This is a genomic window from Sphingomonas flavida (assembly GCF_036663655.1).
Taxonomy (GTDB): Bacteria; Pseudomonadota; Alphaproteobacteria; order Sphingomonadales; family Sphingomonadaceae; genus Sphingomonas.
Map to the genome: position 1 here is coordinate 245,092 of NZ_JAXOJH010000001.1, position 25,192 is coordinate 270,283.

At 64.7% G+C, this 25,192-nt stretch carries 23 protein-coding genes; 12 read left to right on the top strand and 11 right to left on the bottom strand.

Going from position 1 to position 25,192, the window contains the following annotated elements:
• The first annotated feature begins 12 nt into the window (after positions 1 to 12).
• A complete protein-coding gene (locus tag U1703_RS01065) occupies positions 13 to 2,178 on the top strand; it encodes an RNA degradosome polyphosphate kinase (protein ID WP_320451029.1) in 2,166 nt (721 codons plus the stop codon).
• A gap of 17 nt (positions 2,179 to 2,195) precedes the next feature.
• Complete coding sequence (locus U1703_RS01070) at positions 2,196 to 3,677, top strand: Ppx/GppA phosphatase family protein (protein WP_332784228.1); 1,482 nt, start codon at positions 2,196 to 2,198, stop codon at positions 3,675 to 3,677.
• Here the strand turns inward: U1703_RS01070 and U1703_RS01075 are convergent.
• The gene (locus tag U1703_RS01075; RefSeq protein WP_332784229.1) at positions 3,655 to 3,942 is read right to left on the bottom strand and encodes an I78 family peptidase inhibitor; all 288 of its coding nucleotides are present in this window, start codon (positions 3,940 to 3,942) and stop codon (positions 3,655 to 3,657) included. The two genes, U1703_RS01070 and U1703_RS01075, sit on opposite strands and share 23 nt — an antisense overlap.
• The gene (rnd, locus tag U1703_RS01080; RefSeq protein ID WP_332784230.1) at positions 3,939 to 5,117 is read right to left on the bottom strand and encodes a ribonuclease D; all 1,179 of its coding nucleotides are present in this window, start codon (positions 5,115 to 5,117) and stop codon (positions 3,939 to 3,941) included. The genes U1703_RS01075 and rnd overlap by 4 nt, the downstream gene beginning before the upstream one ends.
• Before the next feature lie 160 nt (positions 5,118 to 5,277).
• Here rnd and aspS point away from each other — a divergent pair, with 160 nt between their 5' ends.
• Entirely contained in the window at positions 5,278 to 7,092 is a 1,815-nt protein-coding gene (aspS, locus tag U1703_RS01085) for an aspartate--tRNA ligase (RefSeq protein ID WP_332784401.1), read from the top strand.
• A 95-nt stretch (positions 7,093 to 7,187) separates the two neighbouring features.
• On the opposite strand, the gene U1703_RS01090 is transcribed toward aspS, so the two are convergent.
• Positions 7,188 to 7,838, bottom strand: a complete 651-nt coding sequence (locus U1703_RS01090; RefSeq protein ID WP_332784231.1) for a carbonic anhydrase — start codon at positions 7,836 to 7,838, stop codon at positions 7,188 to 7,190.
• A 160-nt stretch (positions 7,839 to 7,998) separates the two neighbouring features.
• Between U1703_RS01090 and lipA the strand changes: the two genes are divergently transcribed.
• The gene (lipA, locus tag U1703_RS01095) at positions 7,999 to 8,922 is read left to right on the top strand and encodes a lipoyl synthase (RefSeq protein WP_320451024.1); all 924 of its coding nucleotides are present in this window, start codon (positions 7,999 to 8,001) and stop codon (positions 8,920 to 8,922) included.
• Positions 8,922 to 9,380 (top strand): type II toxin-antitoxin system RatA family toxin, encoded by a 459-nt coding sequence (locus U1703_RS01100; protein WP_332784232.1) that lies wholly within the window; start codon positions 8,922 to 8,924, stop codon positions 9,378 to 9,380. Before lipA ends, U1703_RS01100 begins: the two co-directional genes overlap by 1 nt.
• Here the strand turns inward: U1703_RS01100 and U1703_RS01105 are convergent.
• From U1703_RS01105 to U1703_RS01115, 3 genes are read right to left on the bottom strand one after another with little or no spacing between them, the layout of a single operon-like run.
• Complete coding sequence (locus U1703_RS01105; protein ID WP_320451022.1) at positions 9,341 to 9,841, bottom strand: CinA family protein; 501 nt, start codon at positions 9,839 to 9,841, stop codon at positions 9,341 to 9,343. The two genes, U1703_RS01100 and U1703_RS01105, sit on opposite strands and share 40 nt — an antisense overlap.
• Entirely contained in the window at positions 9,841 to 10,371 is a 531-nt protein-coding gene (locus U1703_RS01110; RefSeq protein ID WP_332784233.1) for a hypothetical protein, read from the bottom strand. The genes U1703_RS01105 and U1703_RS01110 overlap by 1 nt, the downstream gene beginning before the upstream one ends.
• Positions 10,368 to 11,528 (bottom strand): bifunctional 2-C-methyl-D-erythritol 4-phosphate cytidylyltransferase/2-C-methyl-D-erythritol 2,4-cyclodiphosphate synthase, encoded by a 1,161-nt coding sequence (locus tag U1703_RS01115; RefSeq protein WP_332784234.1) that lies wholly within the window; start codon positions 11,526 to 11,528, stop codon positions 10,368 to 10,370. The genes U1703_RS01110 and U1703_RS01115 overlap by 4 nt, the downstream gene beginning before the upstream one ends.
• 92 nt (positions 11,529 to 11,620) lie before the next feature.
• On the opposite strand from U1703_RS01115, the gene dusB reads away from it, so the two are divergent.
• From dusB to hflX, 7 genes are all read left to right on the top strand, one after another.
• Positions 11,621 to 12,622 carry a tRNA dihydrouridine synthase DusB gene (dusB, locus tag U1703_RS01120; protein WP_332784235.1) on the top strand — a complete coding sequence of 334 codons (1,002 nt, stop codon included), beginning with the start codon at positions 11,621 to 11,623 and terminating at the stop codon, positions 12,620 to 12,622.
• A gap of 34 nt (positions 12,623 to 12,656) precedes the next feature.
• A complete protein-coding gene (locus U1703_RS01125; protein ID WP_332784236.1) occupies positions 12,657 to 13,673 on the top strand; it encodes a two-component system sensor histidine kinase NtrB in 1,017 nt (338 codons plus the stop codon).
• A complete protein-coding gene (gene ntrC / locus U1703_RS01130) occupies positions 13,670 to 15,100 on the top strand; it encodes a nitrogen regulation protein NR(I) (RefSeq protein ID WP_332784237.1) in 1,431 nt (476 codons plus the stop codon). Before U1703_RS01125 ends, ntrC begins: the two co-directional genes overlap by 4 nt.
• 73 nt (positions 15,101 to 15,173) lie before the next feature.
• Positions 15,174 to 17,420: a sensor histidine kinase NtrY-like gene (locus U1703_RS01135; RefSeq protein ID WP_332784238.1), complete on the top strand. Its 2,247-nt coding sequence runs from the start codon at positions 15,174 to 15,176 to the stop codon at positions 17,418 to 17,420.
• A gap of 6 nt (positions 17,421 to 17,426) precedes the next feature.
• Positions 17,427 to 18,803, top strand: coding sequence for a nitrogen assimilation response regulator NtrX (ntrX, locus tag U1703_RS01140; RefSeq protein ID WP_320451016.1), 1,377 nt, complete (start codon positions 17,427 to 17,429; stop codon positions 18,801 to 18,803).
• 17 nt (positions 18,804 to 18,820) lie between these two features.
• Positions 18,821 to 19,423, top strand: coding sequence for an RNA chaperone Hfq (gene hfq / locus U1703_RS01145; protein ID WP_332784239.1), 603 nt, complete (start codon positions 18,821 to 18,823; stop codon positions 19,421 to 19,423).
• Positions 19,420 to 20,712 carry a GTPase HflX gene (gene hflX, locus U1703_RS01150; protein ID WP_332784240.1) on the top strand — a complete coding sequence of 431 codons (1,293 nt, stop codon included), beginning with the start codon at positions 19,420 to 19,422 and terminating at the stop codon, positions 20,710 to 20,712. The genes hfq and hflX overlap by 4 nt, the downstream gene beginning before the upstream one ends.
• On the opposite strand, the gene mazG is transcribed toward hflX, so the two are convergent.
• Genes mazG through metG form a run of 5 tightly spaced genes read right to left on the bottom strand, consistent with a single transcriptional unit; the run spans position 20,693 to position 25,143 of the window.
• Positions 20,693 to 21,445 carry a nucleoside triphosphate pyrophosphohydrolase gene (mazG, locus tag U1703_RS01155; protein ID WP_332784402.1) on the bottom strand — a complete coding sequence of 251 codons (753 nt, stop codon included), beginning with the start codon at positions 21,443 to 21,445 and terminating at the stop codon, positions 20,693 to 20,695. The two genes, hflX and mazG, sit on opposite strands and share 20 nt — an antisense overlap.
• Before the next feature lie 38 nt (positions 21,446 to 21,483).
• Positions 21,484 to 22,053, bottom strand: coding sequence for a retropepsin-like aspartic protease family protein (locus tag U1703_RS01160; RefSeq protein WP_332784241.1), 570 nt, complete (start codon positions 22,051 to 22,053; stop codon positions 21,484 to 21,486).
• Positions 22,050 to 22,814, bottom strand: coding sequence for an MBL fold metallo-hydrolase (locus tag U1703_RS01165; RefSeq protein ID WP_332784242.1), 765 nt, complete (start codon positions 22,812 to 22,814; stop codon positions 22,050 to 22,052). The genes U1703_RS01160 and U1703_RS01165 overlap by 4 nt, the downstream gene beginning before the upstream one ends.
• Positions 22,811 to 23,587: a TatD family hydrolase gene (locus U1703_RS01170; RefSeq protein ID WP_332784243.1), complete on the bottom strand. Its 777-nt coding sequence runs from the start codon at positions 23,585 to 23,587 to the stop codon at positions 22,811 to 22,813. The genes U1703_RS01165 and U1703_RS01170 overlap by 4 nt, the downstream gene beginning before the upstream one ends.
• Positions 23,587 to 25,143, bottom strand: a complete 1,557-nt coding sequence (gene metG, locus U1703_RS01175; RefSeq protein ID WP_332784244.1) for a methionine--tRNA ligase — start codon at positions 25,141 to 25,143, stop codon at positions 23,587 to 23,589. The genes U1703_RS01170 and metG overlap by 1 nt, the downstream gene beginning before the upstream one ends.
• Positions 25,144 to 25,192: the final 49 nt, after the last annotated feature.

Here is a 25,192-nt window from a genome sequence, read left to right on the forward strand (position 1 = left end):
AAGCGAGACCTGATGACCCGTCCTGCCCACATCGCGCAAATGTCCGAACCGGACGACGATCATTTCTCGACCGAGCCGAACGGGCGCTATTTCAATCGCGAGTTGTCCTGGCTGGCCTTCAACCGCCGAGTTCTGGAGGAGGCGTGCAACGCGGCCCATCCGCTCCTCGAGCGGTTGCGTTTCCTGTCCATCTCGGGCTCGAACCTGGACGAATTCTTCATGGTCCGCGTCGCAGGCCTGAAGGGGCAGCAGGCGCAGGACGTAGAGCAGCGTTCGGTCGACGGGCTGACGCCGGGCCAGCAGCTGAGCGGGATCGTCGCCGAGGCGGACCGACTGATGGCCAGCCAGCAGGAAGTCTGGGGCGACCTGCGCAACCTGCTGGACGAGGCGGGGATCTTCGTTCTTCGTCGCGATGCCATCGATCCGGACGCGAGCACCTGGCTGGAAACCCATGTCCGAGACCAGATTTTTCCGATCCTGACACCACAGGCGCTCGATCCCGCCCATCCGTTCCCGTTCATTCCGAACAAGGGTCTGTCGATGATCTTCGACCTGACCCGCGTGTCGGACAAGGCCCCGATTCGTGAACTGGTGATGCTCCCTGCCACCATGCCGCGCTTCGTCCGCCTTCCCGGCGAAGGCGCGCGCTATGTCGCGATCGAGACGATCCTGCGCCGTTTCTCAGGGTTGCTCTTTCCGGGTTACGTCGTGAATGGCGCGGCGACCTTCCGCGTCCTGCGTGACAGCGATATCGAGATCGAGGAAGAGGCCGAGGATCTGGTCCGCTATTTCGCCAACGCCATCAAGCGGCGGCGGCGTGGTCGGGTGATCCGCCTCGAACTGGAAACGGGCATGCCCGACGAACTCGCCGACGTTCTGCGCGGCGAGTTGGGCGGCTCGGACGCGATCATCACCGAGAGCGGCAACCTGCTCGGCATCGGCGATCTCGTCGCGATGGTCGACGAGGATCGGCCGGACCTGAAATTCCCGCCTTATTCCCCGCGCTTTCCCGAGCGTATCCGCGAATTTGCGGGCGATTGCTTTGCCGCGATCAAGGCGAAGGACATCGTTGTCCATCACCCCTATGAAACGTTCGAGGTTGTCATCGCCTTCCTCAAACAGGCGGCGGTGGACCCGGATGTGGTCGCGATCAAGCAGACGCTCTACCGCGCGGGCAAGCAGTCCGCCGTCATCGCCGCGCTGATCGCGGCGGCCGAGGCGGGCAAGTCGGTGACCGCGATCGTCGAGCTGAAAGCGCGCTTCGACGAGGAACAGAACCTCTACTGGGCCTCCGCGCTGGAGCGGGCGGGCGTGCAGGTCGTCTATGGCTTCATCGACTGGAAGACACATGCCAAGGTGTCGATGGTCGTCCGGCGCGAGGGAAGCGATTTCCGCACCTACTGCCATTTCGGCACGGGCAATTATCATCCCGTCACGGCGCGCATCTATACCGATCTCAGCTTTTTCACCGCGGATCCGCTGATCGGCCGGGATGCGGCGCAGATGTTCAACTACATCACCGGTTATGTCGAACCCGCAGCGATGAACCGGGTCAGCCTGTCGCCGCGCGACCTGCGCCACAATCTGATGGCGCTGATCGATGCCGAGATCGCCCATGCCCGCGCCGGGCGAAAGGGCAGCCTGTGGGCCAAGGTCAACTCTCTGGTCGACCCGCAAGTCATCGAAAAGCTGTACGAGGCCAGCGGCGCGGGCGTGGAGATCGACCTGATCGTGCGCGGCATCTGCTGCCTGCGTCCGGGCGTACCGGGCATGTCGGACAATATTCGCGTGAAGTCTGTCGTCGGCCGCTTCCTGGAGCATAGCCGCATCTGGGCTTTCGGCGATGGCAAGGCGCTGCCGCACGATTCGGCGAAGATCTTCATTTCCTCGGCTGACTGGATGCCGCGCAATTTCGACCGCCGCGTCGAATATATGCTGCCCATCCAGAACCCGACGGTACACGATCAGATTCTCGACCAGGTGATGGTCGCCAATCTGCTCGACAACGAACAAAGCTGGGAGCTCGAGCCGGATGGCAGCTATGTCCGCGACACGCCGGGCGATCGCCCCTTCAACCTGCATCGGTATTTCATGACGAACCCTTCGCTTTCGGGGCGCGGTGCCGCGCTCGACACCAGCAAGGCGGTGCCGACCCTGTCGCTCCGGCGGCAACGTTGACGGGGGCGTATTGAGCGATGACGGGATCCCGCGCGCCGCGTAACGCGATCATCGACATCGGCTCCAACTCGGTCCGCCTCGTCGTCTATCAGGGGCCTGCCAGACTGCCTGCGACCCTTTTCAACGAGAAGGTGATGGCGGGCCTGGGACGCGGGCTGGCCGCCACCGGCGCGATCGAGCCCTCCTCGCTGAGCAAGGCGCAAGTGGCGCTGGCCCGTTTCGCCAGCCTGGCGCGGGAAATGGGCGTCCACTCGTTGCGCACGGTGGCGACGGCGGCGGTCCGCGATGCGGCCAATGGCGGCGAACTGATCGCGTGTGCCGAGTCGCTCGGCCTTGAGGTCGAGGTTCTGTCCGGCGAGCAGGAGGCCAAGGCGGCGGGCGAGGGCGTGCTATCGGCCATCCCAGACGCAGACGGCATTGTCGGCGATCTCGGCGGCGGCAGTCTGGAACTGGTGCGGGTGCGCGACGGCGGCGTCGAGGATCGGGTGTCCTTCCCGCTCGGCGTGCTGCGTATTCCTGCCCTGCGCGAAAAGGGCGGCAAGAGTTTCGAACGACAGATCGCCCGCCTGATCGAGGATGCGGGCTGGCAGGGGCGGGGGCGGGGACTGCCCTTCTACTTGGTGGGTGGATCGTGGCGGGCGCTCGCGCGGCTGGATATGGCACTGGCAGACTATCCATTGCCGATCATTCACCATTACGAACTGACGTCTGCGGATATCCTGCGCCTGTCGCGAACCATTCCGCATCTCAGCCGCGCACGCCTTCGCGAGGTGAAGGAATTGTCGTCCAGCCGTGCCGCGACGCTCGGCGATGCGACCGCGCTGCTGGCCATGCTGCTGAAATATCTGGGGAGCAGCACGACGGTCGTCTCGGCCTATGGGCTGCGCGAGGGATTGCTCTATGGCGCGCTCGATGCCCGTACGCGCGCGCTCGATCCGCTGATCGTCGCTGCGCGTGAGGAGGGACGGTTGCTTGGCCGTTTCCCGGAGCACGGCGACCTGCTCGAACAGTGGATCGCGCCGCTATTTACGGGCGAGTCGACCGCCGAGGCGCGACTGCGTCATGCCGCTTGCCTCCTTGCCGATGTGGGCTGGCGAGCGAACCCCGAGTTTCGCGCGGAGCGCGGAGTGGAGATCGCGTTGCACGGCAACTGGGTCGGGATCGACGCACAGGGCCGGGCGATGCTGGCGCAGGCATTGCACACGAGCCTGGGCGGTGGGTTGGATGTGCCGTCGCCGCTTACCGAACTGGCGGCCCCGGCACAGCTCAAGCTCGCGACGAGCTGGGGTCTTGCGATCCGGCTGGGTCAGCGGCTCAGCGCCGGACTGGCGGGTCCGCTCGAACGGACTTCGGTCGTCCTGGGGGATGCCACCTTGGGGCTGGCCTTGGCCGACACCGATCGTGGCTTTTATGGCGAGGCGGTCGAGCGCCGCCATGCCACGCTCGCGACGGCGCTCGGCAAGACCCCGGAGCGGATTAGCCGCAGCGAAGGCGCGTGACGCGGCCCTGATCATCGGTTTCGATGTTCAGGCGGTCGGGGCGATAATCCATCGTCACGACCGTACCGGGGGCGATGACGCGAAGCGACGCCGCGCCCGAGGCCTTGAGTATCTGAGCACGTAGCAATTCGCTCCAGACCTTGCCGACGAGGTGGGCGACCCGGGCGTCGCCGCACGCGCCCGATCCGGCGTTCTGCTCGGGCTTGGCCATGGGGGCGCAGGCGGCGAGGCCCAGCAGGGCGGCCATCGCGGACAGGCGGATCATGCGACCTCCTCTGTATTGCGCACCATCTTCAGCTTGCCGCCCTTCACCACGAAGCCGGTCCGCCCGTCGACCAGGTCCAGCGCATCGCGACCGAATTGTTCGAAGCGCCAGCCGTCCAGGATCGACAGGCCGGACCGGACGCCCGCCGCCAGCATTTCCAGATCGTCGGCGCGCGCCAGCAGACGCGGCGCCACGTCGATATCGCGTGCCCGGATCTTCAGCAGCAGCTTGAGCAGATCGGCCACCAGCGCGCCTTCGCGACCCAAGCCGGGCTTGCGATCGTCGCGCGCGGGCAATTCGTCGGCATCGAGCGGTTCGGCCGCCTCCAGCGCATCCATCAGGCGCGCACCGATATCATTGCCGCCCCAGGTGGCGGACAACCCGCGCACCTTGGCGAGATCGGCCTGCTTGCGCGGCGGGTGCCCGGCCAGATCGGCCAGCGTCTCGTCCTTGACGATGCGACCGCGCGGCAGATCCTTGGCCTGCGCCTCCAACTCGCGCCACCGCGCCAGCGCCTTCAGGCGGCCGAGCAGGTCGGGCTTGCGCCCCGATACACGCACCCGCTTCCATGCCAGATCGGGATCATTGGCATAATGCGCCGGATCGGCCAGCCGCTCCATCTCCTGGTCCAGCCACGCGCCGCGCCCGGTCTTGCGCAGGCGCTCCAGCATCTTGGGAAAGATCGCGGCGAGGTGGGTCACGTCGCCGATGGCGTAATCGACCTGGCGCTGGTCGAGCGGACGGCGCGACCAGTCGGTGAAGCGCGCGCCCTTGTCGACCTGAATACCCAGCCAGCTATCGACCAGGTTGGAATAGCCGATCTGCTCGCCCTGGCCGAGTGCCATGGCCGCGATCTGGGTATCGAACAGCGGATGCGGGGTCTTGCCGGTCAGGTTGTAGATGATCTCGATATCCTGCCCACCGGCATGGAAGACCTTTAGCACGTCGTCATTGTTGACCAGCAGGTCGAGCAGCGGAGTCATGTCGAGCCCGGGTGCCTTGGGATCGACCGCGGCGGCTTCCTGCGTATCGGCGATCTGGATCAGGCAGAGTTCGGGCCAATAGGTGCTCTCTCGCATAAACTCGGTATCGACCATGACATAGTCGGCTTGCGAGAGGCGGGCGCAAAGATTGGCGAGCGTGGCGCTGTCGGTAATCAACGGATGAACGTGCATCGGATGCACATAGCCCGACCTGTGCGGGTTGACAAAGAGGAACGCATACAAAGGCGGCTTGGGGTCGGTTCGGGGCCCTTTCGGGCACATTGCCATTGACAAATTGGGGGTGGGCGGGGAAGCGGCGAGACTTTCCCCAGACGTACAGAGAATGTCCGCCATGCACGCCTATCGTACCCACACCTGCGCCGCGCTGACTGCTGAGGCGGTCGGCGAGACGGTCCGCCTGTCCGGCTGGGTCCACCGCAAGCGCGATCATGGCGGCGTGCTGTTCGTCGATCTGCGCGATCATTACGGCATCACCCAGATCGTCGCCGACAGCGACACGCCCGCGCTGGCCATTCTGGAAAGCGTGCGCGTCGAGTCGGTCGTGACGATCGACGGCGTGGTAAAGGCGCGCTCGGCGGGCACGATCAACCCGAACCTCGCGACCGGCGAGATCGAGGTGTTCGCACGCGGCGCGACCATATTGTCGGCTGCCGAGGAACTGCCGATGCCGGTGGCGGGCGAGCAGGAGTATCCCGAAGATATCCGCCTGCGCTACCGCTTCCTCGACCTGCGTCGCGAGACGCTGCACACGAACATCGTGCGCCGCACCCAGGTGATCTCCGACATGCGTCGCCGGATGGAAACCGCAGGCTTTACCGAATATTCGACGCCGATCCTCACCGCCTCGTCGCCGGAGGGCGCACGCGACTTCCTGGTGCCGAGCCGCATCCATCCGGGAAAGTTCTACGCGCTGCCCCAGGCGCCGCAGCAGTATAAGCAGCTGCTGATGGTCGCTGGCTTCGACCGCTATTTCCAGATCGCGCCCTGCTTCCGCGACGAAGACCCGCGTGCGGACCGTCTGCCGGGCGAATTCTACCAGCTCGACCTGGAAATGAGCTTCGTCACCCAGGAAGAGGTGTGGGAGACGATGGAGCCGGTGATCGGCGGCATCTTCGAGAAGTTCGCCGACGGTCGCACCGTCACGCCGGTCGGCCAGTTCCCGCGCATTCCCTATTCGGAGTCGATGCTGAAATATGGCAACGACAAGCCCGATCTGCGCAATCCACTGATCATCACCGACGTCTCGGAGCATTTCACGACCTCGGGCTTCGGGCTGTTCGAGAAGATCGTCGGTTCGGGCGGCGTCGTGCGCGCGATCCCGGCGCCCAAGACCGCGGAGAAGAGCCGCAAGTTCTTCGACGAGATGAACGAGTGGGCCCGCGCCGAGGGCCATGCGGGCCTGGGCTATGTCACCCGCAAGGGCGGCGAGTTCGGCGGCCCCATCGCCAAGAACCATGGCACCGAGGGTATGGAAGCCCTTTACGCCGCGCTCGGCCTTGGCCCCGATGACGGCCTGTTCTTTGCGGCAGGCAAGGTCGAGGCAGCCGCCAAACTGGCCGGTCTGGCGCGCACCCGCGTCGCCGAGCAGCTGGGACTGATCGAGGAGGGTGCGTTCCGCCTGTGCTGGATCGTCGACTTCCCCTTCTACGAGTGGGACGAGGACGAGAAGAAGGTCGAGTTCGCGCACAACCCCTTCTCGATGCCGCAGGGTGGCATGGAGGCGCTGAACTCCGCCGATCCGCTGTCGTTGAAGGCATACCAGTACGACCTGGTCTGCAACGGCTTCGAGATCGCATCGGGCTCGATCCGTAACCAGTCGCCGGACCTTATGATCGCCGCGTTCGAGAAGGTCGGCCTGTCGAAGGCGGATGTCGAGGAACGGTTCGGCGGCCTCTACCGCGCGTTCCAGTACGGCGCGCCGCCGCATGGTGGCATGGCGGCCGGTGTCGATCGTATCGTCATGCTGATTTGCGGCGCGCAGAACCTGCGCGAAATCTCGCTGTTTCCGATGAACCAGCGCGCCGAAGATCTGCTGATGGGCGCGCCCAGCCTGCCCAGCAACAAGCAGATGCGCGAATTGTCGCTGCGCTCGACCGCCGAGCCCAAGAAGGATGTGGAGCAGGTCGCCGCCGTTTCGGCTGGCTAAGCCCAACTTTACAACGCAATAAAAAAGGGCGGGCGCCGGTTTCGGCGTCCGCCCTTTTCGTGTCGGGTCCGAGCCGGGGGCCCGGACCGACTTCCTTAAGCCGTCGCCAGGGCCGGAGCGGCGGGCTTGAACTCGCCATTCTCGTCCATCAGGTGCAGCACGCCGTCGGCGATCGCGAAATAGGCGCCACGCAGGGTCAGCGTGCCCGCTTCCTCACGCTTGGTGACGAAGGGGAAGGTGCGCAGGTTCGCGATCGACGTGCGGACCGATTCCAGTTCCATCTCACGCATCGCATCGGCACCCTCGCCGTGCTTGGCGATGACCTTTTCGCGGGCACCATCGAGCAGGCTGACCCAGTCGGACACGAAGCCACCTTCGCCCTGGGCGGCATGGGCAAATCCTTGCGTCAACGCCGCCTTGCAGCCGCCGCAGGCACCGTGGCCCATGATGACCACGTCGGTCACTTCCAGCTGCGTCACCGCGAATTCCAGCGCCGCCGAAACGCCATGATGGCCACCGCCCGTTTCGAACGGGGGAACGAGGTTGGCGACGTTACGCACGACGAAGATTTCGCCGGGCAGCGTGTCGAAGATCTGCGCCGGATCGACGCGGCTGTCCGAACAGGCGATCACCATCACCTTGGGGCTCTGGCCTTCCTTCAACTCGGCCCAGCGATCGCGCTGGCGACGCCAATCCGACGTCCGAAAGCGCTGATAGCCATCCACGAGGTCGTTAAAGTCGGTCATTGCTCTCTCTTATCCCATGAAGGAACCATTCGTGTAGCAGCGAACCCGAGCAGGGCCGTTTCGGTTCCATATCAAAGTATGTCTAACACCAGCGTGTCCAACATGTGAAGGCTGCCGCGAGGCATTGTGTCCGGCCCGCTCCATCGCTATTTCGCGAGGCATGAACGAGTTGACCCCGCTGGTCGCGCCGGTGCGCGCACGCAAGCCCGACTGGATCCGCGTCAAGGCCCCGACGAGCGCCGGTTTTGCCGCGACACGCGAACTGATGCGCGCCAAGAGCCTGACGACCGTTTGTGAAGAGGCTGCCTGCCCGAACATCGGCGAATGCTGGTCGAAGAAGCATGCGACCGTCATGATCCTGGGCGACACCTGCACCCGCGCCTGCGCCTTCTGCAACGTCAAGACCGGCATGCCGCGCAAGGTCGACGCGATGGAGCCGCAGAACGTCGCCGACGCCGCGGCGCAGATGGGGCTGAACCATATCGTCGTCACCTCGGTCGATCGCGACGATCTGCCCGATGGCGGCGCCTCGCAGTTCGTGAAGGTGATCCAGGCCCTTCGCCGGACCACGCCGAACACCACGATCGAAATCCTGACCCCGGACTTCCGCAACAAGGCGCAGGCCGCGATCGAGTCGATCGTCGAGGCGCGTCCTGACGTGTACAATCACAATCTCGAAACGGTGCCCCGGCTTTATCCGACGATCCGGCCGGGTGCGCGTTATTATGCATCGCTGCGCCTGCTCGAGAGCGTGAAGCGCCACGATCCCTCAATCTTCACCAAGTCTGGCGTGATGCTCGGCTTGGGCGAGGAGCGCCTCGAAATCCATCAAGTGATGGACGACATGCGCTCGGCCGACATCGATTTCCTGACGATGGGCCAGTATCTTCAGCCGACGCCGCGCCATGCCAAGGTCGCCGAGTTCGTGACGCCCAAGGCGTTCGACGCCTATGCCGCGATCGCACGCGCCAAGGGTTTCCTGCTGGTCGCCAGTTCGCCGCTGACCCGGTCGAGCTATCACGCCGGCGATGATTTCGAGCGGCTGCGCGCGGCGCGCGAGGCGAAGCTGGCGCCCGCGCGCTGATGCCCAAGCATAGCGAGACGCGGCATCTGCCCTATACGCCGGAGCAGATGTTCGATCTGGTCGCCGACGTGGCGCGCTATCCCGAATTCCTGCCCTGGGTTTCGGCGATGCGCGTCCGCTCCGACACGTCGACCGAGACGGTCGCCGACATGATCGTCGGGTTCAAGGGCCTGCGTGAGACATTCACCAGTCGCGTCACCAAGTCGCGGCCGGAGTCGATCGACGTCGATTATCTCGACGGGCCGCTAAAGTATCTGCGCAACAACTGGCGCTTCCGCCCCGAGGAACAGGGGTGTGCGGTCGACTTCACCGTCGACTTCGCCTTCAAGAACCGGGTATTCGAGATGCTGGCGGGCCAGGTGTTCGGCACCGCGCTCCGCCGGATGATCGGCGCGTTCGAAGACCGCGCCGCCAAGCTTTACGGCAGCAACAATTCCAGCGCCAACAGCGCCGCCTGAAGCCGGATCGCCCCGCGACCGATATCGCCGAATTCATGACGCTCGGCCTTCACCTCTTCGGGGTCGCCGCCGCGTAGCGCCTGGGCGAAGACGACGGTGCCGACCGGCTTCTTCGCCGTTCCGCCGCCCGGGCCCGCGACGCCGGTGATGGCGACCGCGACATCGGCGTCGCTCGCCGCCAAGGCGCCCCGCGCCATGCCCCAGGCCGTGGCGGTCGACACCGCACCGAACGTCTCGATCACTTCCGGATTGACGTTCAGCAGCGCGATCTTCGCCTGGTTGGAATAGGTGACGAACCCCGCCTCGACCACGTCCGAGGATCCGGGAATCTCGGTCAGCGCAGCCGACACCAGCCCGCCGGTGCAGCTCTCGGCCACGGCGACCCGGCGACCCGCCGCCCGGTTGGCGACGACGACACGCTCGGCCAGCTCGACCAGCTCGCGGGGAAGAAGCACGTCCATCAGCGGTTCCCGTTCGTGCAAAGCGGCAGATCGGGCACGGCGACCTGCCGCCCGCGTGCCTTTTCCGTCTTCAGATACTGCAACGCGGTCACCACGACCGAAGCCATGTTGCGCGGGGGCAGGGGGGCAAGCTGGGTCACCAACCGGTCGATCGTCCCACAATCCTCCAGGCCGATCCGCCCCACGATGAAGGGCACGAGCAGCGAGGTGAGCAGCGGGCGGGCATAGTCCGACTGGAGCAGCGTATCGATCGCCGGATCGGACAGTTTCACGATGGCCGCCCGCGCGGCAGGCCAGGCCTGGTCCGCCGCGCCCTCATATTTGGAGATCAGGGTGCCGTTGCCGCGGATCAGGCTGTTGGCGGGCAGGCGTGCGCCGCAGACCCGGCCCGTCTCGCGAAGGATGTCGGGCATCGCGACCAGGGTCATCGCCTCCGCCTCCGGGGCGGTGATGCATGCGCGGGCCTGGGCGCTGGCAATCTCCGGCGCGGTCAGTGCGACCAATGCCGCGAACAGCGCAAACCGCTTCACGCTGCGGCCCCACCGGGCAGCCGGACCGTCGCCACCGCCTGGGTCGCGATACCCTCGCCACGCCCGGTAAAGCCCAGGCGTTCGGTGGTCGTCGCCTTCAGGCTGACGCGGCTCTGCTCGATATTCAGCAGGCCTGCGATGCGCTCCACCATGGCGGCGCGATGCGGACCGATCTTCGGGGCCTCGCAGATGATGGTCAGATCGACGAAATCGATCCGGCCGCCTTTGTCCGCGATCAGCTTGGCGGCGTGCTGGAGGAACTGCCCCGACTCGGCACCTTTCCACTGCGGATCGCTGGGGGGGAAATGCGTGCCGATATCGCCCGCGGCGATCGTGCCGAGCAATGCATCGGTCAGCGCATGGAGTGCGACATCGGCGTCGCTGTGGCCGGACAAGCCCTGATGATGCGGGATGAGCACGCCGCCCAGCCACAGTTCCTCGCCATCTTCCAGGCGATGCACGTCATAGCCCATCGCGGTCCGGGTTTCCCAGGTCAGTCGCATATCGGCTCCGGTCATGTCGTCGGGATAGGTGATTTTCTCGAGCATGGGATCGCCCTGCACCAAAGCGACGCGTCCGCCAAGCCGTCGAACCATCTGCGCGTCGTCGGTCGCTTCCGCCCCCGCGGGCCAGGCGGCATGGGCGGCGATGACCGCCTGGAGGTGAAAGCCCTGCGGCGTCTGAACCCGCACGACGTCGTCGCGCGGCACGGTGGCGCCGAGCACTCCGCTGTCTGACCGGGCCAGCGTATCGGCAACCGGCAGGACCGGCATCGCTCCATCGGCCGAGGCCAGGCCGCCTAGCACGCGGTCGATCACCTCGGCGGACAGAAAGGGGCGGGCGGCATCATGGATCAGCACCTTGCCGACCCCGGCCACCGCCAGATGACGCAGCCCCCGTGCCACCGATTCGCGGCGGCTGGCCCCGCCTGCTTCGATCCAGGCGTCGGGAAGAAGGGCACGGGCATGGTCCTGCTGGTCCTCCGCGACGACCGTCAGGACCCGTGTGATCATCGGGTGATCCGATAGGGCGGCGTGGCTCCATGCAATCATCGGGCGGCCGCCCAGATCGCGGAACTGCTTGGGGATACCGCCGCCCATCCGACTGCCGCCGCCCGCCGCGACGATCAACGCGCCGATCTTTTCGTCCTGGCTCATCGCCTCCGCCTAGCGGCTTTTGGGCAAGGTCGCCAATCTTGCCTTCGCGAGCCCGTTGCGGTAGGGCGAGTGCTTAATTTTCAGGCAGTATGATGCGTAACCTCGCCCCCATTAAAGTCGGTCCGGTGACGATCGACAGCCCCGTCGTGCTGGCACCGATGACCGGTGTCACCGACATGCCGTTCCGCACGCTCGTCCGCCGCTATGGCTCGGGCCTGAACGTCACCGAGATGATCGCCAGTCAGGCCGCGATCCGCGAGACGCGCCAGTCGATCCAGAAGGCCGCCTGGCATCCGCTCGAAGAGCCCGTGTCGATGCAGTTGGTCGGCTGCACACCCTACGAGATGGGAGAAGCGGCCAAGCTAAACGCCGATCGCGGTGCGGCGATCATCGACATCAATATGGGCTGTCCGGTGCGCAAGGTCGTCAATGGCGATGCAGGCTCGGCGCTGATGCGTGACCTGAAGCTGGCGTCGGAAATCATCCGCGCGACCGTCGAGGCTGTCGACGTGCCCGTTACGCTGAAGATGCGGATGGGCTGGTGCCATGACAGCCTGAACGCCCCCGAGCTGGCCCGCATCGCCGAGGATATCGGGGTCAGGATGATCACCGTCCACGGACGCACCCGCAACCAGATGTACAAGGGCAGCGCCGACTGGGCCTTCATCCGCAACGTCAAGGATGCGGTTTCTATTCCCGTCATCGCCAATGGCGATATCTGTTCGATCGACGACGCCGATGCGGCGCTCGACCAGTCGGGTGCGGATGGCATCATGATCGGCCGCGGCGCCTATGGCCGCCCCTGGCTGCTGGGGCAGGTCATGCACTGGTTCGCGACCGATGAACGGCGTGAGGACCCACCGCTTGACGAGCAATATCGCGCCGTCACCGGGCATTATGATGCGATGCTCGAGCATTATGGCACCGAGACCGGGGTCAATATGGCTCGCAAGCATATCGGCTGGTATACGCGCGGCCTGCATGGCTCGGCGGAGTTCCGCAACAAGGTGAACCAGGAGGCACGCGCGGACCGGGTCAAGGCGATGCTGTACGACTTCTACATGCCGCAGATCGAGCTTGCCGAGGCGGCCTGAGACGGGCGGTCATGGTCGCCCCGGTTTTGCCGCGATGTTCGCGGCTCTGCCCGTGGCGATCGTGGTGGTCGATCCCGACGACCGCATCGCCCATGCCAATGCCCTGGCCGAGCAACTGCTCAATCTGTCCGAGCGCCTGATGGTCGGCCAGCCAGTCGACGCGATCCTGCCCCCGCCCGATGCGCCGCGCAGCCGCAACGGGCATGGCTTTGCCGTCTACGACACGGTGATCGCCACACCCCATGGGCCCAAAATCCGCGTCGATTTCGTCGAGGCGCAGATACCCGATCATGCCGGCTGGCGCGCCATCACGCTGCACAGCGCGGGGTCGTCACGTCGGCTGGGCCATGCCTCCGATCGAAGCGCCGGGGCCCGCGCCGCGATCGGTGCGGCCGCGATGCTGGCGCATGAGATCAAGAACCCATTGTCGGGCATCCGGGGGGCGGCGCAACTGCTCAACGGCGGGGAGTTGACGACCCTGATCACGACCGAGGTCGATCGCATCGCCGCGTTGATCGACCGGATGCAGGATTTCAGCGATACCAGGCCCTTGCCGCTGGCATCGGAGAATATCTATCCGCTGCTCACGCATGCACGCGGCGTCGCACTGGCAGGGTTCGCGCGCGGCGTTCCGGTCGAGGAGCGGTTCGACCCCTCGCTCCCGCCTGCGCGGATCAACCGCGACGCGATGCTGCAGATCATTATCAACCTGTTGAAGAATGCACGCGAAGCCGTTCGCGAAGTTCGTAATCCCCGTATCATCCTGACGACAGCCTATCGCCATGGCATGTCGGTCAGCACCGGTGAGGGGCGTCCGCGCCTTCCCCTGCCGATCGAGATTTGCGTCATCGACAATGGCCCGGGTGCACCCGCCGATATTGCCGATCACCTGTTCGATCCGTTCGTCTCCGGCCGCAGGGAGGGGCAGGGCCTTGGCCTTGCGCTCGTCGACAAGCTGGTTCGCGACATGAACGGCATCATCCAATATGCCAGAGAGGGTTCACCCGAGATGACCGTCCTGCGATTGCTGTTGCCGAGGGCCCAAGCATGAGCCACGTTCTGGTGGTCGATGACGATGCCGCAATCCGCACGGTCGTCGGGCAGGCGCTGCGCCGTGCCGGACATGACGTGACGTCGGTCGAAACGCTCGCCAAGCTCGACCGCGTTCTGGCCGATGGCGCGCCGGACGTCCTGGTCACCGACGTCATCCTGCCCGACGGCGACGGGATCGATCATATCCGCAGCGTTGCGCAGCGTTTTCCGGCGCTCCCCATCATCATCCTGTCGGCGCAGAATACACTAACGACGGCGGTTCGCGCGGCCGAGGTCGGCGCTTACGAGTATCTGCCCAAGCCGTTCGACCTCGATGCCCTGACCCATGCGGTGGCGGGCGCGCTGGCGCGGGGCGGCGTTATTGTCGAGGACGGGCTGGGGGAGGATGATCGCGCGCTGCCGCTGATCGGGCGGTCACCCGCGATGCAGGGCGTGTACCGCGTGATCGCGCGCGTCGTGTCGACCGACCTGACCGTTCTGGTGTCCGGCGAGTCGGGCACCGGCAAGGAACTGGTCGCGCGGGCGATCCACGATCTGGGCGCACGCCGGGCTGCGCCCTTCGTCGCGATCAACATGGCTGCGATCCCGCGCGAACTTATCGAGGCCGAGCTGTTCGGCCATGAACGTGGCGCCTTTACCGGAGCCGCACAGCGTAACGCCGGGCGTTTCGAACAGGCGGCCGGTGGCACGCTGTTCCTCGACGAGATCGGCGACATGCCGATGGAGGCACAGACCCGCCTGCTGCGGGTCCTGCAATCCGGTGAATTCACGACCGTCGGGGGCGCGCGAACGATCCACACCGATGTCCGCATCGTCGCGGCGACCAACCGTGATCTCAGCCAGCAGGTTGCCTCGGGCCAGTTCCGCGAAGACCTGTTCTACCGTCTCAACGTGGTTCCGATCGCACTGCCCGCCCTGCGCGAGCGACGGCAGGACATTCCCCTGTTGGCCCGCCATTTCCTGGAGAATGCGGCGCTGCAAGGCTTGCCCAAGCGGCGGATCGACAGCCATGCGCTCGACGTCCTGGTCACGCATGACTGGCCCGGCAATGTCCGCGAGCTGGAAAACATGATGCGGCGGCTGGCGGTACTGGCTCGTGACGAGGTCATCGACGGCGAAGCGGTCCGCACCATGCTGGGCGAGAGCCGTTCGCAGGCCACGTCTGCCGAGGGTGCCGGGGACGGCAATATGGCAGCAGCCGTCCGCGCCTTTCTCACCCGACTGGCGACGAGCCATCCCGCCGCGCTGGATGACGGTACGCTATACGACCGGATCATCGGCGAGGTGGAACGCCCGTTGATCGAGGCGATGCTGGCACGCCACGGTGGAAATCAGCTCCGTACCGCGCGCGCCATGGGAATCAATCGCAACACGTTACGCAAACGTCTCGACAGCCTCGACATTCCAACCAACGGAGACGATTAACCGGTCACCATGCTGACATAATTTTTAGGAATTGTGGCTTGCGGGTCACGCTTCACGTTGTACTATTGCAACTATGTCGGCGTCCCTCAAGCCTGCTGATACTGCCGAAACATCGCGATCCCGCTTCGCGGTGACGCCCGCGATGGAGATGGTGGTGATCGTCGGGGCGGTCGCCATTGCGGTCGGCACCTATGTCTTCATTGTGAGTCGCCACGATACGCAGGGGCTCATCGCGCCGCCCGTCATGGCCGCGTTGCTGGCATTGAACCTCGTTCCGGGCGTTCTGCTGCTGATGTTGCTGGGGCGCCGGGTCGCGATGCGGCGCGCGGCGTTGTCGCCGGTTGGTGGGGGCGGACGGCTGCATGTCCGGCTTGTGGCGCTGTTCTCGCTGACCGCCAGCGTGCCGATCCTGCTGACCGTCGTCACCGCTTCGATCCTGTTTCAATCCTCTGCGGAGTTCTGGATCTCGGATCGGGCGCGAAAGGCCTTTGGCGACGCGATGGATATCGCTCGCGAATCGCAGCAGCAGATCATCAAGCGTTGGGTCGATACCGGCCGCGCGATGTCGCAGGACCTGGGCCGCAACCTTCCGCTGCTGCGTGAGAATCCGCGCGACTTCCACGATTATCTTCTGCAGCAGACGGTCGTCCGGGACACGGTGGAATCGGTCGTCTTCTCGTTCGACGCCAAGCAAGGCTTCAAATTCTACGATTTCTTCAATCAGCCCTCGGACACGACGTTCCGCGAGTTGGTGACGCCCGAGATGATCCAGCAGGCCAGCCGCCTGAGCCGCCCCGAAGTGGGGATCAACGAACAGCGGGTCTGGGTCGTCACGCCGCTACCTCAGGGCAATGGCCTGATGCTCTATATCGGCACGCCGGTGAATGCCGAGTTCCTAAGCAAACAGCATTTCGCGGCCGAGGACGTATTCGACGATTATCGCGCGCTCCAGGGCCGCGCGCGGTCGCTCCAACTGAAGTTCAACCTCGTCCTGTTCGCGATTGCGCTGCTGATCATCGGCATCGCGGTCTGGATCGCGCTTGCCGTGGCGGATCGCCTGGTTCGGCCGGTCGGCGAGCTGGTCGATGCGGCGCGTCGGATTGCGGGCGGCGACCTTACCGCGCGCGTTCCCGATCCGCGGACCCGCGACGAGGTTGGCACGCTGGCCAATGCGTTCAACCAGATGACTGGCCAGCTGGAGCAACAGAATACCGAGCTCGTCACCGCCAATGCGCAGCTCAACAACCGCCGGGCCCTGATCGAGGCGGTGATGGCCGGCGTCTCGGCTGGTGTCGTCGCGGTAGGGCGCGATCGCCAGGTCCGCATCGCCAACAATTCGGCGGATATCCTGCTGGGCGCCGATCAGGAAGGACTGGTCGGGCGCAAGCTGGCCGAGGTGGCGCCCGAGCTTGACGAACTGCTCGACCAAGGACGCCGCGAGGCGACGGTCCAGGTGGCGCTGCACGGCGACATGCGGACGCTGGCGGTGCGGATCGCGCCGACGGGCGACGGGCCGATCCTGACCTTCGACGACATCACGCAGCAGCTTCTCGACCAGCGCCGTGCCGCCTGGTCCGACGTGGCGCGCCGGATCGCGCACGAGATCAAGAACCCCCTGACCCCCATCCAGCTGGCGGCCGAACGTCTTCAGCGGCGCTATGGCAAGGTGATCGGCCCCGAGGACGAAACCTTCGGCCGCCTGACCGAGACGATCGTCCGCCAGGTCGGCGACCTGCGGCGCATGGTCGATGAATTCTCGTCCTTCGCGCGCATGCCCAAGCCGGTGTTCCGCGAGGAGGCGATCGCGGATATTTGCGCCCAGGCGATGTTCCTGCATGAGGTCGCTCACCCGGACGTGAAGTTCCAGCTGGAACAGGACGATCCCGCCCCCATGCTGGTCTGTGACCGGCGGCAGATGAGCCAGGCGCTGACCAACATCGTCAAGAATGCCGTGGAGGCCATCGAGGCACGCCCCGAAGGCATGAAGGGCGGCAAGGTGGTGATGACCGTCGGCCATCAGGCCAGCATGGTGACCATCACCGTCGTCGACAACGGCGTCGGCCTGCCGCCCGAGCGTGACCGGATCATCGAGCCCTATATGACCACACGCGCGCGGGGCACGGGGCTGGGCCTCGCGATCGTGAACAAGATCATCGAGGAACATGCCGGCACGATCGGCTTTTCCGACAATCCCTCAGGCGGCACCATCGTATCGATGATGTTCGATGCCGGTGCCCTGGCTGCACTGGATCATGGGGGCGCCGAACCCGAGCTGGCTGGGGAGGGCCAGCTCACCGCTTTGACTCGTACCCGGACGTAAAAGATCATGGCTTTGGACATCCTCGTCGTCGACGACGAACTCGATATCCGCGAACTGGTCGCGGGCGTGCTGGAGGACGAGGGCTATGACGCCCGCGTCGCCGCAGACAGCGATGCCGCACTGGAAGCGGTGGCGGTGCGTCGCCCCTCGCTGGTGCTGCTCGACGTCTGGTTGCAGGGGTCGAAGCTGGACGGGCTGGAATTGCTCGACGAGATTAAGCGGCGCGATCCGTCCATCCCCGTGCTGGTCATTTCCGGGCACGGCAATCTCGACACTGCGGTCGCTGCGATCCGCAAGGGTGCGGCGGACTTCATCGAAAAGCCGTTCGAGGCCGAGCGCCTGTTGCTGATGGTCGGCCGCGCGACCGAGACCGAGCGGCTGCGGCGCGAGAACGCCTCGTTGCGGGCCTCGGCGGGTCGCGAAACCGATCTGACGGGATCGTCGAGCGCGATCAACGGTATCCGTGCCACCCTGAAGCGCGTTGCCGCAACGGGCAGCCGTGTCCTCATCATGGGTGCCGCCGGCGTGGGCAAGGAGGTCGCGGCGCGCCTGCTCCATGGCTGGAGCAACCGCGCCGATGCCCCCTTCGTGGTGGTCAGCGCCGCACGGATGACGCCCGAGCGGGTCGAAGAGGAATTGTTCGGCGTAGAGGAGGGGGGTGACCTCGTTCGCACGGGCCTGCTCGAACAAGCGCATGGCGGCACGCTGTTCCTCGACGAGATCGCCGACATGCCGATTGCAACCCAGGCACGTATCCTGCGTGTGCTGACCGATCAGAGCTTCACTCGGATCGGCGGCACGCGTGTCGTGAAGGTGGATGTGCGCGTCGTCTCCGCCACCGCGCGCGACCTGACGCAGGAGATCGCCGAGGGACGCTTCCGCGAGGACCTCTATTACCGGCTCAACGTCGTGCCGGTGACCATCCCCTCGCTGGCCGAGCGACGCGAGGATATTCCGCCGCTGGTCGAGCATTTCATGGCGCACTATGCCACCGAACGCCGCGTTCGCACGCCGGAGATCGCACCCGATGCGATGGTCGCGATGCAATCCTATGACTGGCCTGGCAATGTTCGCCAGCTGCGCAACGTCGTGGAGCGGACAATCATCCTGGCGCCTGGCGACCGGGTTGGTCGCATCGACCTCGATCTGTTGCCGGCCGAAGTGCTGGGGGAGGGTGCCGATATGGGCGGCTCGGGCGCGACCGCGATCATGGGGGCCCCCTTGCGCGAGGCGCGGGAAAGCTGGGAGCGGGAATATCTGCGCGTCCAGATCCGGCGCTTTTCCGGCAACATTTCGCGTACAGCCAGCTTCATCGGCATGGAACGCTCGGCCCTGCACCGCAAATTGAAGTTGTTGGGGATCAGCGAGACGCGTGAGGATTGAACGCCGCCTCTGGACGAATGCCCCTCGAAACCATAGATATTGGCCGCGTCCGGTGCACGGGCGCGGTTCCGACGCCGGGAAACGGCGCAATTCGCGGGGAAGCACCCGCCAATAACAAGGGCTCTCTCATGGCCGATAAATCGGGTTCACTGCAGGACCTGTTTCTGAACGCACTGCGCCGATCCAAGGCGCCTGTGACCATGTTCCTCGTCAAAGGTGTGAAGCTCCAGGGCATCGTGACCTGGTTCGATAATTTTTCGGTGCTGCTGCGCCGAGACGGACAGTCGCAGCTGATCTACAAGCACGCCATTTCCACTATCATGCCCTCGGGCCCGCTGGATGTCGCTGCGATCGTCGACGGCGTCAACGAACAGCAGCGCAAGAACCCGCTATTGCAGGAAATCTTCCTGAACGCGGTGCGCAAGTCCGAAGACCCGGTCACCATGTTCCTGATCAACGGCGTCATGCTGCAGGGCCAGATCGCCGGGTTCGACCTGTTCTGCATGCTGCTGCAACGCGAAGGCATGGCGCAGCTCGTCTACAAGCATGCCGTTTCGACCATTCAGCCGGCCCGCCCGCTGAACCTGGCCGAAGAGCAGGCGGGATCGGCCGAGGATTGAGCACGGGTTTCGACCGCGATCGCGGTGAATTCACCCGTGGTGCCCGTACGGTCATCGTCCTGCCCGACCAGGGCGATGCCGCACGGGACACCGACTCCCGTCTGGAGGAAACCGCCGGGCTTGCCATGGCCATCGGCCTTGACGTGGTCGAGCGTATCGCGGTGCGCGTACGCGCGCCCAAGCCTGCGACCCTGATCGGCAGTGGTCAGGTCGAACAGATCGCGCAACAGGTCCGCATGGAGGAAGCGCAGCTCGTTGTGTTCGATGCCGCGCTGACGCCGGTGCAGCAGCGCAATCTGGAAACCGCGCTCGAAGCCAAGGTCATCGATCGTACCGGCCTGATCCTCGAAATCTTCGGGGAACGCGCCGCAACCGCCGAAGGGCGATTGCAGGTGGAACTGGCCCATCTCGACTATCAGGCTGGCCGTCTGGTTCGCAGCTGGACCCACCTCGAGCGTCAGCGCGGTGGCTTCGGCTTTCTGGGCGGTCCGGGTGAAACCCAGATCGAGGCGGATCGTCGCCTGATCCGTGACCGCATGGCACGCCTGCGTCGCGAGTTGGACCAGGTCAGCCGCACGCGTGGGCTACACCGCGAAAGACGGCAGCGCGCGCCGTGGCCGGTGATCGCGCTCGTCGGCTACACCAACGCCGGGAAATCGACGCTTTTCAACCGTTTGACCGGTGCCCATGTGATGGCGAAGGATCTTCTCTTCGCCACGCTAGACCCCACGCTGCGGCAAATCCAACTGCCGGGCATCGACAAGGCGATCCTGTCGGACACGGTGGGCTTCGTATCGGACCTGCCAACCCAATTGGTCGCGGCCTTCAAGGCCACGCTTGAAGAAGTGGTGTCGGCCGATCTGTTGATCCATGTCCGTGACATTGCGCATCCCGATACCGAGGCGCAGCGTGCGGACGTCGAGGCGGTGTTGACCGAGATCGGCGTCGACCCAGAAACACCGCGGTTCGAGGCCTGGAACAAGATCGACCTGATCGAGGGCGATGCGCGCGAAGACGTCTTGGTCGAGGCCGGTCGTCGACCCAACATCGTTGCCGTCTCCGCCATCAGCGGCGAGGGCATCGACGATCTGATCGAGCAGGTGGCGGCGGCCCTGACATCGGGCCATCGTCGCTACCGCGTGGCACTGGACACGAGCGACGGGGCGGGGGCCGCGTGGCTCCATGCGCATGGCGAAGTGCTTGACCAAGTCATCGAAGGGGACAAGGCGGTCTATGACGTCCGCCTGTCCGAACCGGACTTCGAGCGTTTCAACCGCCGCGACGTTTGACTACCTGCCAGAGAGCTTCCTTCGCTTCCAGATCAAGGGCGGGGAAGCTCTCTCCAGCTTCATCTTCCATGGCCCGGAAACGGCGCTCGAATTTTTGGTTTCCCTTGCGCAGGGCAACCTCCGCGTCGATGCCATGGTGGCGCGCCCAGTTGACCATGGCGAACAGCAAGTCGCCAAATTCCTCCTCGACCGTTTCCGGAGTAGCCTCGGCAATCTCCTGAAGTTCCTCGTCGATCTTGGCGCGCGGACCTGCGGCATCGGGCCAGTCGAAGCCGACCCGTGCGGCGCGGTTCTGAAGCTTTTCGGCGCGCATCAAGGCGGGCAGGCCCTGCGCCACGCCGTCGAGTGTACCGCCCGCCGCTTTTGCGCGCCGTTCCTCCGCCTTGATCTGCTCCCAGAGATGATGGCCGCCCTCGGTCGCGTCTCCGAAGATATGCGGGTGGCGTCGTTCCATCTTGTCGCTGATCGACACGACGACATCCTGGAAGGTGAAGTGGCCTAGATCTTCCGCAATCTGCGCGTGGAAGACGACCTGGAGCAGCAGATCGCCCAGTTCGTCCTTCAGATCCGCCATGTCGCCACGCGCGATCGCATCAGCCACTTCATGCGCTTCTTCAATCGTATAGGGTGCGATCGTTTCGAAGCTTTGCGCCACATCCCATTTGCAACCGGTTTGGGGATCGCGCAGGCGCTTCATGATGGTCAGCAGACGCTCCAAAACATCATACTCCATAAAATCGATAATATATATTATGTAAAACGAAGGCAATTTCAGGGATTGAGGACAAGCATATTTCCCTCGACCCGCCACCCGTTCAAACGGCTCAGCACGTTCATTCCGATGATATCCTGATCGCCGAATGCTGGCGACACATCCGCGCCGACATCCGTGAGCAGGATCGGCCCCATCACAAACCGGTGTATGGTGGCATGATCCGCCGTGACCCGCCCGTTGGCGGTTTCAATGACGCTACCAAATGGGCTTTCGTCGAGATTCAACCCGGCGGCCCGGGCGGTTGCCACGGAGAGCGCCGTCGTCGTGGCGCCGGTGTCGATCAACATTGGCCTCTCAATTCCGTTGATGCGCGCCTTCACCCAATAATGCCCATCGGCGCCCATCGGAATTCGTAGCGTACCTTGCGACCCAGTTTGGTTGGACCACAGACCCTGAACTCGGTCACGCTGAGCAATGACGACAAACGCGACCCCGAAAATCGCGATCCAGATCAGCGCCATGCGCAACGTCTGGCCGATGGGCACGCGCCGCACCAACAAGGCGCTCAACGCAAAAATCAGGATCAGGCCAAAATAAACGACATCCATGGCCCGATCGGAGGTCATGGAACCAGTTCCATGCCGTCATAGCCCGGCTCGACTCCATCGGGCAGTTCGCGAACCAGTGTGTCGTAATCCATCGACTGATCCATATGGATCAGAACCGCGCGTCTTGGCTTGAGTTCGTTGATCCAGTGCAGCACCGATGGCAAATCTGCATGTGCCGGATGCGGATGACGTCGCAAAGCATCAACGATCCAGATATCCAGATCGCGATACAGATCAGCCATATCCTGCGTCAATTCATGGAAATCCGTCGCATAGCCGATGCTTTTGCCTTCGGCTTCGAACCGCAGCCCTGCCGAAAGTATCCGGCCATGCGGCTGGTCGACCGTTCGAACCCGAATATCGGCGATCGTCTGATCATCGGTCAGCGGCCCCAACGTCGCGGTCGGTGGATAGCCCGTCTTGCCACAAAACACATATCCGAAGCGGCTTTCCAGCGACGCGGCCGTCACTGGTCGAGCATAACCCGATACCGGCTTGCCAAGGGCATGGAATATTTGGCGAACATCATCGATCCCATGACAATGATCGGCGTGGTCATGCGTCCAGATCACCGCGTCGACCGTGGCGACCTGGGCGGCGAGCAACTGTTCGCGCATGTCGGGACCAGTGTCGATCAGGATGCGTGTGGCGTCATGTTCGACCAGTGCCGAGCAGCGCATCCGCCGGTTGCGGGGTTCACTGGGGTCGCATGCACCCCAGTCATTACCGATCCGCGGTACGCCCGACGACGTTCCACAACCGAGAATACGAATTTTCACGCGCGCGTCTTGGCGAACAGACGGTGGAAATTCTCGGCCGTTGCACTCGTCAGCGTTTCCACCGTTTCGCCGCGCAACTCGGCAAGAAATTTGGCGGTGTCAGCAACGAACGCTGGTTCACCTGTCCGGCCACGGTGCGGCACGGGGGCAAGGAACGGTGCGTCCGTCTCGATCAACAGGCGGTCGAGCGGCAGGCGCGCGGCGGTTTCCTGCAAATCCTTGGCGTTCTTGAAGGTTACAATACCCGAAATGGATATATAAAATCCTAATGACAATGCCTTATCGGCAAAATCTCCACTGGCCGTGAAGCAGTGGATGACGCCGGGATAAGGCCCCTTCCCCATTTCTTCGGTTAGAATGGCCGCCGTATCCGCCTCGGCATCGCGTGTATGCACGACCAGCGGCAGGCCCGTTTCCCGGCACGCCGCGATGTGCGCTCGAAAGCTTGCCTGCTGCCGATCCCTGTCGCTGTGATCGTAATAATAGTCGAGCCCGCTCTCGCCGATCCCGACGACGCGGGGGTGTGCTGCGCGCTCGACGAGCTTTGCGGTGTCGACATGCGAATGCGCGTCCGCCTCGTGCGGGTGGATGCCGACCGTGGCCCAAACATCGGCCTCACGCTCGGCAGTGGCGATCACCGCATCCCATTCGCTCTCGCGCGTAGAGATGTTGAGCATCGCCGTCACGCCCCGGTCACGGGCACGGGCCAGGATGCCAGCCTGGTCCTCGACCAACCCCTTATAGTTCAGGTGACAATGGCTGTCGGCAAGCATCAGCCTTCGGCCTCGGCGGGCATTTCAAGCCGGGGAAAGGCCGGCGTCGGGGTGGCCAGCGGGGTTCCGGCAGCCACACGGCGGGCATACCAGCCATCGTCATCGATCGCGGCATGATCCCGCTCGTCGGCGCCCAGCGTGCCGAGCACGAGCCCTGCCCCGCGTGGCGTGACCGGCAGGATCGCGATCGCCAGCATGCGGATGGCGCGGACCAGCGTGCCGAGGACGGCGTGCATCCGCTCCGGGTCGGTCTTGCGCAGCGACCATGGTGCCTGCACGTCGATATACTGGTTGCAGACATAGACGCCGCGCATCCACGCCTCGATACCCTGGCTCAGCATCAGGTCGTCGAAAGCCGATTTCAGCCCGGCACAGGCCACGACGACCTCCTCCAGCAACCCGGCGTCGGCCGGATCGCTCCGCCCCGCCTCGGGCAGTTCGCCGCCCAGGTTTTTCGCGATGAACGACAGGGTACGCTGCGCCAGATTGCCGAAGCTGTTAGCCAGCTCGGCATTGACACGGGTAACGATCGCTTCCGCCGAATAGGAGCCGTCCTGGCCGAAGCTGACCTCGCGCAGGAAGAAATAGCGCAGGGCGTCCACCCCGAACGCATCGGCGAGCCCCATCGGATCGACGACGTTGCCCACCGACTTCGACATCTTCTCGCCCCGGTGGAGCAGGAAACCATGGCCGAAGACCGAATGCGGCAGCGGCAGGTCGGCCGACATCAGGAAGGCGGGCCAATAGACGGTGTGGAAGCGGACGATGTCCTTGCCGATCAGGTGCAGATCGGCAGGCCAGAAGCGCGCCAATTCGCTGTCCGTATTGGGATAACCCGTCCCGGTCAGATAGTTGGTCAGCGCGTCGACCCAGACATACATGACATGACCGGGACTGTCGGGAACGGGCACGCCCCAGTCGAAGCTAGTGCGCGACACCGACAGGTCGGACAGCCCGCCCTCGACGAATCGCATCACCTCGTTCCGGCGGCTTTCCGGGCGGATGAAGTCCGGGTTGTCGCGGTACAGGTCGAGCAGTGGCTGCTGGTACTTCGACAGGCGGAAGAACCAGGTTTCCTCGGCCGTCCACTCGACGGGCGTTCCTTGCGGCGACAGCTTGGTGCCGTCCTCGCCGGTGGTCAGTTCGCTCTCGTCGTAAAAGGCTTCGTCGCGGACCGAGTACCAGCCTTCATAGCGGTCCAGATACAGATCCCCCTTGGCCTGCATCGCCTTCCAGATCGCCTGGCTCGCGGCATAATGATCGGTGTCGACAGTGCGAATGAAACGGTCGTACGAGATATCAAGTCGGTCAGCCATCACATGGAAATGGCTGGACATTTCATCCGCGAACTCACGGGTCGAAATGCCCCGCGCGCGCGCCGCCTGGGCCATTTTCAGCCCATGCTCGTCGGTGCCGGTCTGGAACAGGACATCGCGGCCTGCCTGACGCTGGAACCGGGCGATGACGTCAGCCGCCACCATCTCATAGGCATGGCCGATATGCGGGCGGCCATTGGGATAGTGGATGGCGGTGGTGATATAGAATGGATCGGCCATGGCCGGTCCCTAGAACATCCCCTCGCGCAGGTGAAGCCCGGCCGACACG

Excerpts from the sequence above, each read along its gene's own strand:
- dusB (WP_332784235.1), top strand. The coding sequence starts at position 11,621 with ATGCGTAACCTCGCCCCCATTAAAGTCGGTCCGGTGACGATCGACAGC.
- U1703_RS01100 (WP_332784232.1), top strand. The coding sequence starts at position 8,922 with ATGCCCAAGCATAGCGAGACGCGGCATCTGCCCTATACGCCGGAGCAG.
- U1703_RS01135 (WP_332784238.1), top strand. The coding sequence starts at position 15,174 with ATGTCGGCGTCCCTCAAGCCTGCTGATACTGCCGAAACATCGCGATCC.
- U1703_RS01170 (WP_332784243.1), bottom strand. The coding sequence starts at position 23,587 with ATGCTTGCCGACAGCCATTGTCACCTGAACTATAAGGGGTTGGTCGAG.
- ntrC (WP_332784237.1), top strand. The coding sequence starts at position 13,670 with ATGAGCCACGTTCTGGTGGTCGATGACGATGCCGCAATCCGCACGGTC.
- U1703_RS01090 (WP_332784231.1), bottom strand. The coding sequence starts at position 7,838 with ATGACCGACTTTAACGACCTCGTGGATGGCTATCAGCGCTTTCGGACG.
- U1703_RS01105 (WP_320451022.1), bottom strand. The coding sequence starts at position 9,841 with ATGGACGTGCTTCTTCCCCGCGAGCTGGTCGAGCTGGCCGAGCGTGTC.
- lipA (WP_320451024.1), top strand. The coding sequence starts at position 7,999 with ATGAACGAGTTGACCCCGCTGGTCGCGCCGGTGCGCGCACGCAAGCCC.
- U1703_RS01160 (WP_332784241.1), bottom strand. The coding sequence starts at position 22,053 with ATGACCTCCGATCGGGCCATGGATGTCGTTTATTTTGGCCTGATCCTG.
- rnd (WP_332784230.1), bottom strand. The coding sequence starts at position 5,117 with ATGCACGTTCATCCGTTGATTACCGACAGCGCCACGCTCGCCAATCTT.
- U1703_RS01065 (WP_320451029.1), top strand. The coding sequence starts at position 13 with ATGACCCGTCCTGCCCACATCGCGCAAATGTCCGAACCGGACGACGAT.
- hfq (WP_332784239.1), top strand. The coding sequence starts at position 18,821 with ATGCCCCTCGAAACCATAGATATTGGCCGCGTCCGGTGCACGGGCGCG.
- ntrX (WP_320451016.1), top strand. The coding sequence starts at position 17,427 with ATGGCTTTGGACATCCTCGTCGTCGACGACGAACTCGATATCCGCGAA.
- aspS (WP_332784401.1), top strand. The coding sequence starts at position 5,278 with ATGCACGCCTATCGTACCCACACCTGCGCCGCGCTGACTGCTGAGGCG.
- U1703_RS01075 (WP_332784229.1), bottom strand. The coding sequence starts at position 3,942 with ATGATCCGCCTGTCCGCGATGGCCGCCCTGCTGGGCCTCGCCGCCTGC.
- U1703_RS01070 (WP_332784228.1), top strand. The coding sequence starts at position 2,196 with ATGACGGGATCCCGCGCGCCGCGTAACGCGATCATCGACATCGGCTCC.
- metG (WP_332784244.1), bottom strand. The coding sequence starts at position 25,143 with ATGGCCGATCCATTCTATATCACCACCGCCATCCACTATCCCAATGGC.
- U1703_RS01125 (WP_332784236.1), top strand. The coding sequence starts at position 12,657 with ATGTTCGCGGCTCTGCCCGTGGCGATCGTGGTGGTCGATCCCGACGAC.
- mazG (WP_332784402.1), bottom strand. The coding sequence starts at position 21,445 with ATGGAGTATGATGTTTTGGAGCGTCTGCTGACCATCATGAAGCGCCTG.
- U1703_RS01115 (WP_332784234.1), bottom strand. The coding sequence starts at position 11,528 with ATGAGCCAGGACGAAAAGATCGGCGCGTTGATCGTCGCGGCGGGCGGC.